We start from the raw sequence: 9033 nt of genomic DNA, 5'->3' as shown, positions 1-9033 counted from the left end.
GCAGATCCACCACACCCCCCGCCTGCCGCACCGTCCGGGCAACAATCGACAACCCCAGCCCGCTCCCCGGCATGCTCCGGGCCGACGGCGAACGCCAGAAGCGTTCGAAGACGTGCGGAAGCTCGTCCGGGGCGATCCCCGGCCCGTGGTCCCGAACGGTGAGCTCACCAGTCACGCCGGACAGCGACACCTCCACCACCCCACCCGCCGGGCTGAACTTCACCGCGTTGTCCAGCAGGTTCACCAGCGCCCGCTCCAGCGCGGCCGGTTCCCCCCGCACGTACCAGCTCTCCAGCCGCACCCGGAACTCCAGCCCCGCTCCCCGCAGCCGCGCCCGCTCCACCGCCCGCTCGGCCGCCTCGTGCAGGGCGATGACCTGCACGGGCTCGCTCCCGGGCCCCGCATCCGGCCGGGACAGCTCCTGCAGATCACCGATGAGCGCGGCCAGCTCGGCCATCTGCGCCCGTACGCTGGCGAGCAGTTCCTTACGGTCCTCGGCCGGAATCGCCCGCCCGGTCGATTCGCTCCGCACCAGCAGATCGATATTGGTGCGCAACGAGGTGAGCGGCGTCCGCAACTCGTGCCCCGCGTCGGCGATGAGCTGCTGCTGCCGGTCCCGGGAGGAGGCGAGCGCCGCGGTCATCGCGTTGAAGGAGCGCGACAGGCGGGCGATCTCGTCCTCGCCCTCGACGGGGATGCGCACGGCCAGATCCTCCGTGCGGGCGATGTGCTCGACGGCGCCGGTGAGCCGGTCGACGGGCCGCAGCCCGGCACGGGCGATCCACGCGCCGGCGGTGGCGGCAAGGAGAACACCGACACCGGCAGCAACAGCAAGGACGGCGGCCAGGGCATTCAGGGGCCGGTCGATCTCACGCAAGGGCTGGGCGATGGAGACGGCCGTACCGGGGACGGGGCCGGGCGAGGTCGCGACCCGCATCTCCGTGCCGTCGCGGGCGACCGCGTCGTGCAGGGCCTGGTCCTGCTGCCGCTGGGCGACGAGCAGGTCTTCAGCCTCCACCTCGATGGGCGACTTCCCCACCGTGGAGCAGACGAAGCCCTCACCCGTGATGATCTGGACGGTGTAGGGCCGGAAGAGCGTGGACGGCCCGCTGGGCACGGACCCGCAGTTGCGCAGGAGCGTCTTGACGGTGGCGTCGTCCGCGCGGACGCTCGTCAGGGTCGTGTCGCGCTGGTGCTCCAGCTCCTGCCGGGTGACCAGCCAGCAGGCGGCGGCCGCGGCGGCCACGGCGACGGCGACGGCGGCCGCGGTGAGCAGCGCCAGCCGGGAGCGCAGCGGCAGCCGCCGGAATCTCGCGATCACTCGGCGCCGTCCGCCTGCAGGTTGTCCGCCTGCAGGGTGTCCGCCCGCAGGACGTAGCCCACGCCCCGCACGGTGTGCACGAGGCGCGGTTCGCCGCCGGCCTCGGTCTTGCGGCGCAGGTACATGACGTACACGTCCAGGGAGTTGGAGGACGGCTCGAACTCGAAGCCCCACACGGCCTTGAGGATCTGCTCGCGGGTGAGGACCTGCCGCGGGTGGGCGAGGAACAGCTCCAGGAGCGTGAACTCCGTACGGGTCAGCTCGACGGCGCGGCCGCCGCGCGTGACCTCGCGCGTGTCGAGGTTCATCCGCAGGTCGGCGAAGGAGAGGACGGCGGAGGCGGCGGGCGCGGCCGCGGCGTAGGCGCTGCGGCGCAGCAGGGCCCGGATGCGGGCGAGGAGCTCGTCCAGCTCGAAGGGCTTGACGAGGTAGTCGTCGGCACCGGCGTCCAGGCCGGTGACGCGGTCGCCGACGGTGTCGCGGGCGGTCAGCATGAGGATGGGCACGGTGACGCCGGAGGCGCGCAGGCGGCGGGCGGCGGTGAGGCCGTCCATGCGGGGCATGAGGACGTCCAGCACGATCAGCTCCGGATCGTACGAGGCGGTCTTGGCGACCGCGTCGAGGCCGTCGACGGCCAGCTCGGTGGCGTACCCCTCGAAGGCGAGGCTGCGGCGCAGGGCCTCGCGGACGGCGGGCTCGTCGTCCACGATCAGGATGCGGGCGGGCTGGTCGCCGTGGTCGGCGGGGCTCATCTGCGGTACCTCACGGGTGCGGTCTTGCTGCGGTCAGGGCGCTTCTCAGCCTCGCACGGCCGTGCGCTCAGCCGTTGCTGCCACCCGCTCGCAGTTTGGCCAGGTCCGCCTTGACGGTGTCGACGGGGATGGCGAAGCCGAGGCCGACGCTGCCCGCGGATTCACCGGACCCGCCGCCGGAAGCGGGCGCGTACATGGCCGAGTTGATGCCGATGATCTCGCCGTTCATGTTGATGAGGGCGCCGCCGGAGTTGCCGGGGTTGAGGGAGGCGTCGGTCTGGATGGCCTTGTAGGTGGTCTTGGCGGAGCCGGTGTCGCCGTTGTACTGGTTGCCGCCGAACTCGAAGGGCCACTGCGGGACGCCGCGCTGCTGCCCGCCGCGCCCCTCCTCCTTGGAGACGGTCACGTCGCGGTTGAGGGCGGAGACGATGCCGCTGGTGACGGTGCCGGTGAGGCCCTCGGGGGAGCCGATCGCGACGACCTCGTCGCCGACCCGGACCTTGCCGGAATCGCCCAGGGCGGCCGCCTTGAGCCCGCTCGCGCCCTGCACCTTGATCAGGGCGAGGTCCTTGCCGGGGTCGGTGCCGACCACCTTGGCGGTCTTCGCGCTGCCGTCGCTGAAGGCGACCTGCACGGTGTCGGCGCCCGCGATGACGTGGTTGTTGGTGATGATCTCGCCGTCGCCGGTGATGACGACGCCGGAGCCGGTGGAGCGGCCGCTGGTGGTCGTGGCCTTGATCTCCACGATGCTCGGGCTCACGGCCTTGGCGACGGCGGCGACGCCGCCCGCGCTCTTGGAGGAGGCGTTCTGGACGGGCGTCGAGTGGCTGCTGCCGCCGTCCCGGCCGGTCAGCCCGCTCACCAGGGCCGCCGACCCGCCGCCGACGAGCGCGGCGACGACCGCGACGGCGGCGAGCAGTGTGCCGGCCCCGCGGGCGCCGCCCCGGCCACCGCGGTGACCGGACGCCGCGGGCTCCGGCTGCGGCTCGGCGAACCCGGCGTACCGGCTCCCGCCGCCCCCGGCACCACCCGCCCCGTCGCCGGGCCAGACGGTCACACCACTGGCGGTGGTGACCGGCTGCCGCGGCGGGTACGCGGGAGGCCGGGGGTACGCGTAGGGCTGCTGCGGCTGGGGTTCCTGGGCCTGGGCGCCATAGGGGCGAGTGTTGTCCGTCATGCCGCCGACTCTGCGGCCCGAACATGAGAACTGTCTGAGGGGCCACTGAAAACGGCCCGAGAAGTCTGTTCGCTCGATATAAGGCCGCATGAGGCGGACGGGGCCGGGCGTACGCAGGAGGCAGGCAGCCTTCGTGCGCTCTCGCGGCCCGCGCGCTCGTCCGCAGCGAGCGGAGGCTGCGTAGTGCTGTCGAGGAGGGCCGCAGCCCCTGCCGGCACGGTGGGGCGGCCCTCAGGACGCGGGCACCGTCCGGCCGCCCTGCGCGGGTGCCGCACGAGGCCCCCGTTTGACAGGGCGCGCCCCCGTCCCGCACCCTTTCACTAGTCAAGTAGTGAAAGGGGCCCGCGTGGTCGAGTTCCGCATCGACCGGCGCAGCGGGGTCGCCACGTACCTGCAGATCGTCCAGCAGGTCAAGCAGGCCCTCCGGCTGGGGCTGCTCGCGCCGGGGGACAAGCTGCCCACGGCCAAGGAGGTCGTCGCGGCCACGGCGATCAACCCCAACACCGTCCTGAAGGCCTACCGCGAGCTCGACCGCGAGGGGCTGGTCGAGGCGCGGCCCGGGCTCGGGACGTTCGTGCGCAGGTCGCTGGCCCGGCCGCAGGCCGCCGCCGGGTCGCCGCTGCGGGCCGAGCTGGCCGACTGGATGCACCGCGCCCGCGAGGCCGGCCTCGACCGGGAGGACGTAGCCGCGCTGCTCGCCTCCGTCCTGGAGGAAGGGTTCGACGGGGCCGCGGGGGCCGATGGAAACGCGTAGCACGCACAACTGCAGGGGGAGTGGATGACCGGCCTGACGTTTCAGCCCGAGCGGACCGCCGTGGAGGCGGTCGGCCTCGGCATGAGGTTCCGGCGCCGGTGGGCGCTGCGGGACTGCTCCTTCCGGCTGCCCGCGGGCCGGGTCTGCGCGCTCGTCGGGCCCAACGGCGCGGGCAAGTCCACGCTGCTGTCGCTCGCCGCCGGGCTCCGCCGCCCCACGGAGGGCTCGCTCACCGTCTTCGGCGGCCGCCCGGGCTCCGCGGACGTGCGCCCGCGCGTCGCCTACCTCTCCCAGGACAAGCCGCTCTACCCGCAGTTCACGATCGCCGACACCCTCCGCATGGGCCGCGAGCTCAACCCCGGCCGCTGGGACCAGGCCGCCGCCGAGCGCACGGTCGCCGACGGCGGGCTGTCCTCCGGGGCCCGCATCGGCGACCTCTCCGGCGGCCAGCGCACCCGCGTGGCCCTGGCCCTCGCCTTCGGCAAGCGCCCCGACGTCCTGCTGCTCGACGAGCCGATGGCCGACCTCGACCCGCTCGTACGGCACGAGATGACCGCGGCCCTCATGGCTCAGGCCGCCGAGAACGCCACCACCGTCGTCATCGCCTCCCACGTCCTCGCCGAACTGGAAGGCGTCTGCGACTACTTGCTGCTGATAGCCGGCGGCCGGGTCCGGCTCGCGGGCGAGGTCGAGGACCTGCTCGCCGCGCACACCGTCCTCGTCGGCCGGCACGAAGGGCCGGGCCTGCCGCGCGAGTTCGCCATGCACACCGTCGTCGAGGCCCGCACCACCGGGCGTCAGCTGACCGCCCTCGTCCGGACCGACGGCCCCGTCGCCGGGCAGTGGCGCGCCACCGAACCCTCCCTGGAGGAGCTCCTCCTCGCCCACCTGCGCGCCCCCGACGCGCCTGCTCTCCTCACCCCCAGCGCGGAGCCGCGCACGCTCCAGCGGCTGCACGCCGAGGGCTCGCCGCGCCGGCCGGAGGTGGCCGCGTGAGCACCGCGACCGTCACCCGCATCGCCCCGGCCGCGCGCCGGACGAGGACCGCCGGAACGGCATGGGTTGTCTGGCGCCGGCACCGCACCACCGCCTGGATCGCGCTCGCCGTGCTCGCCGTCCTCTGCGCCGAACTGCTGTGGCTGCGCGGCGCGATGACCGACTACGTGGCCCGGCACGGCCTCGACCGGCCCTGCCCGCCGGCCGGCCAGTGCTTCGCCCGGCAGCAGGCGGCCGTCGAAGGCTTCCGGACCGGCTACGGTGACCTCCTCTTCTCCAACGGCCTCCTGCTGACGTTCCTGCCTGTCCTGGCCGGGCTGTTCGTGGCGGGGCCCGTGATCGCGCGGGAGCTGGAGAGCGGCATGTACAAGGTGGCGTGGACGCAGTCCGTCCCGCCGCTGCGCTGGTTCGCCGCGAAGCTGGGCCTGCCGGTCGCCGCCCTGCTCGCGGGGGTCTCGGCGCTCTCCGCGGCGTACACCTGGGCCTGGCGGTCCGTGGCCGGCGTCGCCTCCGGCGAGCTGGTGGAGGGCTTCCGCTGGTACGAGTCCTTCGACGCGCTCGGGCCCGCGCCCGTCGCGGGCACCCTGGCCGGTGCGGCGCTCGGGGCGCTGACCGGGCTGCTGGTGCGGCGCACCCTGCCCGCCATGGCCGTCGCCGCCGCCGCGTGCGTGGCCGCGTACTGGCCGCTGAGCGCCGTGCGGCCCCACCTCGTGGGCGCCCTGACGAGCCCGGGCCGGCAGGCCCCCGGCCCCGCCGGCGCCGATGCCTGGGTCTACGAGCGGGGGATGACCACCGCGTCGGGCGGGCGCCTGCCCGAGCCCGGCTGCGCCACGTTGCCCTGGCCCGAGCAGTGCCTGACCCGCAACGGCGGCACCGGCTGGTACGTCGACTACCACCCGGCCGCGCACTTCTGGTCCCTGCAGTGGGCCCAGGCGGGCCTCCTGACGGCCGCGGCGGCAGTCCTCACCGGGGCCGCGGTGTGGTGGCTGCGCCGCGTCTCGCCCTGAGCTGACCTGACCTGACCTGACCTGACCTGACCTGACCTGGCCTGCCTGGCCTGAGCCGCGGGCCGCGGGCCGCGGGGCGGTCCGCCCGGGATACGGTTCGCCGCGGGCGGATCAGGGAAGCATTCCGGCCGTGGTGGCCGGATGCCGCGAGGGGGGGGCAGCCGGCGGCGGCGCACGCGCCGCACCCCGTGACGCAGATCCGCCGGAAGGCACCCACGCGCCATGTGGGCGTTACCCGTGATTCAACCGCGGTTGCGAGCCTTGCGGAATGCAGCCCGCCGTGCCCCCCGCACCCGCTCGAAGGCTCCGCGCCGCCCCCGCCGCGCCGGCCGTCGGCGCGCCCGGCCCGCCCCCGGCGCGGCACCATGGGTACATGACCCAGTCGTCCCGCGCACAGGCCCATGAGCAGCAGCACGGCGACCGCAGCGACGACGTCACCGGCCGCCGGGCCCGCAACGGCCGCACCGGTTCCGGCGACCGCCCGGCCTCCGGCGACCGCCTCACCGAGGCCTACGGCAACCCGCAGCCGTCCGTCGGCTCGATCGCCGCGCACCGGCCGTACGCCGTCGCCGATCCCGTCGCCTCCCCGGGCCTGGAGCCCGACCTGGACGCCGACCTCGGCCCGTACGGCCGCGACGCGTACGACACGTACGACGGGTACGACGACTACGGAAGCGACGCGTACGGACACAACGGGTACGGGCGCGACGCGTACAGGCACGACGCGTACGGCCCCCGCCCCGACGGCGAGGCCGGCCGGGACGCCGCCGGCGCCCCGCACGCCGACGGCCCCCTCCCGCAGGGCCGCTTCCTGGACCGCGAGCGCAGCTGGCTGGCGTTCAACGAGCGCGTCCTGGAGCTGGCCGAGGACCCGGAGACGCCCCTCCTCGAACGCGCCAACTTCCTCGCGATCTTCGCGAGCAACCTGGACGAGTTCTTCATGGTGCGCGTCGCCGGCCTCAAGCGCCGCATCGCCACCGGCGTGGCCACCCGCTCCGCCTCCGGGCTGCAGCCGCGCGAGGTGCTGGAGCTGATCTGGACCCGCTCGCGCGAGCTCATGGCCCGGCACGCCGCCTGCTACCAGCAGGACGTCGCCCCCGCGCTCGCCGACGAGGGCATCCACCTCATCCGCTGGAACGAGCTGACCGACAAGGAGCAGGGCCGCCTCTTCACCCTCTTCCGGCAGCAGATCTTTCCCGTGCTGACGCCGCTGGCCGTCGACCCCGCGCACCCCTTCCCGTACATCTCGGGCCTCTCCCTCAACCTGGCCGTCGTCGTCCGCAACCCGGTCAGCGGGCACGACCACTTCGCCCGGGTCAAGGTGCCGCCGATCCTCTCCCGCTTCCTGGAGGCCTCCCCGCAGCGCTACGTCCCCCTGGAGGACGTCATCGCCGCGCACCTGGAGGAGCTCTTCCCCGGCATGGAGGTGCTCGCGCACCACATGTTCCGCGTGACGCGGAACGAGGACCTGGAGGTCGAGGAGGACGACGCGGAGAACCTGCTGCAGGCCCTGGAGAAGGAGCTCATGCGGCGCCGCTTCGGCCCGCCCGTGCGGCTGGAGGTCGAGGAGACCATCGACCCGTACGTGCTCGACCTCCTCGTCCGCGAGCTGAAGATCTCCGACGCCGAGGTCTACCCGCTGCCCGGCCCGCTCGACCTGACCGCGCTCTTCCGCATCGCCGCCCTGGACCGGCCCGAGCTCAAGTACCCCAAGTTCGTCGCCGGCACCCACCGCGACCTCGCCGAGGTCGAGTCGGCCTCCGCGCCCGACATCTTCGCCGCCCTGCGCGAGCGCGACGTGCTGCTGCACCACCCGTACGACTCGTTCTCGACCTCCGTGCAGGCCTTCCTGGAGCAGGCCGCCGCCGACCCGGACGTCCTCGCCATCAAGCAGACGCTCTACCGCACCTCCGGCGACTCGCCCATCGTCGACGCCCTGATAGACGCGGCCGAGTCGGGCAAGCAGGTGCTCGTCCTCGTCGAGATCAAGGCGCGCTTCGACGAGCAGGCCAACATCAAGTGGGCGCGCAAGCTGGAGGAGGCGGGCTGCCACGTCGTCTACGGGCTGGTGGGCCTGAAGACGCACTGCAAGCTGTCGCTGGTCGTGCGGCAGGAGGGCGACACCCTGCGCCGCTACTCGCACGTCGGCACCGGCAACTACCACCCCAAGACCGCCCGGCTCTACGAGGACCTCGGCCTGCTCACCGCCGACCCGCAGGTCGGCGCGGACCTCTCCGACCTCTTCAACCGGCTGTCCGGCTACTCGCGCCGCGAGAGCTACCGCCGGCTGCTCGTCGCCCCGAGATCCCTGCGCGACGGGCTCGTCGCCCGTATCGCCAAGGAGGTCGCGCACCACCGCGCCGGGCGGCCCGCGTCCATTCGCATCAAGGTCAACTCGATGGTCGACGAGACCGTCATCGACGCCCTCTACCGCGCCGCCCGGGCCGGCGTGCCCGTCGACGTGTGGGTGCGCGGCATCTGCGCCCTGCGGCCCGGCGTGCCGGGCCTGTCGGAGAACATCCGCGTCCGCAGCGTCCTCGGCCGCTTCCTGGAGCACTCGCGGGTCTTCGCCTTCGGTAACGGCGGCGAGCCCGAGGTGTGGCTCGGCAGCGCCGACATGATGCACCGCAACCTCGACCGCCGCATCGAGGCCCTCGTCCGCGTCACCGACCCCGCGCACCGGGCCTCCCTCAGCCGGCTGCTGGAGGCCGGCATGTCCGATTCCACGGCCTCCTGGCACCTCGGCCCCGACGGCGGCTGGACGCGGCACGCGACGGACGGCGACGGGCAGCCGCTGCGGAACGTCCAGGAGATGCTCATAGACGCCCGGAGGCGCCGGCGTGGCTCACCCACCCCTTGACCCGGCGGGCGGCACGGACACCACTGCGCGCACGGATTCACTTACGGATCCGCTCACGGGTTCACTTACGGATCCGCTCACGGATTCATTTACGGATTCGCTCAGGGACACCGCCGGGGGGCAGGACATGATGATGACGAAGTACCCGGCCGTGCGCCCCGCCGCC

At 73.9% G+C, this 9033-nt stretch carries 7 protein-coding genes; 4 read left to right on the top strand and 3 right to left on the bottom strand.

Annotation, left to right across the window (positions count from 1 at the left end):
* The 3 genes from ACSNOH_RS30950 to ACSNOH_RS30940 all read right to left on the bottom strand — a co-directional run.
* A partial coding sequence (locus ACSNOH_RS30950) for a sensor histidine kinase (RefSeq protein ID WP_436724768.1) occupies window positions 1-1321 on the bottom strand: 1321 nt, incomplete at its 3' end.
* Entirely contained in the window at window positions 1318-2073 is a 756-nt protein-coding gene (locus ACSNOH_RS30945) for a response regulator transcription factor (RefSeq protein WP_436724767.1), read from the bottom strand. The genes ACSNOH_RS30950 and ACSNOH_RS30945, both read right to left, overlap by 4 nt.
* Window positions 2074-2140: 67 nt before the next feature.
* On the bottom strand, window positions 2141-3250 hold the full coding sequence (locus ACSNOH_RS30940) for a S1C family serine protease (protein ID WP_436724766.1): 1110 nt from the start codon (window positions 3248-3250) through the stop codon (window positions 2141-2143).
* 346 nt (window positions 3251-3596) lie between these two features.
* On the opposite strand from ACSNOH_RS30940, the gene ACSNOH_RS30935 reads away from it, so the two are divergent.
* The 4 genes from ACSNOH_RS30935 (at window position 3597) to ACSNOH_RS30920 (ending at window position 8867) form a co-directional block, all read left to right on the top strand.
* Window positions 3597-4004, top strand: a complete 408-nt coding sequence (locus ACSNOH_RS30935; RefSeq protein ID WP_436724765.1) for a GntR family transcriptional regulator — start codon at window positions 3597-3599, stop codon at window positions 4002-4004.
* 24 nt (window positions 4005-4028) lie between these two features.
* Window positions 4029-5000 (top strand): ABC transporter ATP-binding protein, encoded by a 972-nt coding sequence (locus tag ACSNOH_RS30930; RefSeq protein WP_436724764.1) that lies wholly within the window; start codon window positions 4029-4031, stop codon window positions 4998-5000.
* Window positions 4997-6007, top strand: coding sequence for a hypothetical protein (locus ACSNOH_RS30925; RefSeq protein ID WP_436724763.1), 1011 nt, complete (start codon window positions 4997-4999; stop codon window positions 6005-6007). Before ACSNOH_RS30930 ends, ACSNOH_RS30925 begins: the two co-directional genes overlap by 4 nt.
* Before the next feature lie 373 nt (window positions 6008-6380).
* Entirely contained in the window at window positions 6381-8867 is a 2487-nt protein-coding gene (locus ACSNOH_RS30920) for an RNA degradosome polyphosphate kinase (protein WP_436724762.1), read from the top strand.
* Window positions 8868-9033: the final 166 nt, after the last annotated feature.

It is taken from the genome of Streptomyces sp. URMC 127, assembly GCF_051386535.1.
In the GTDB taxonomy this organism is placed as follows: domain Bacteria; phylum Actinomycetota; class Actinomycetes; order Streptomycetales; family Streptomycetaceae; genus Streptomyces.
The sequence above is the reverse complement of the archived record's forward strand: the minus strand, read 5'-3'. Positions and strand labels throughout refer to the sequence as shown.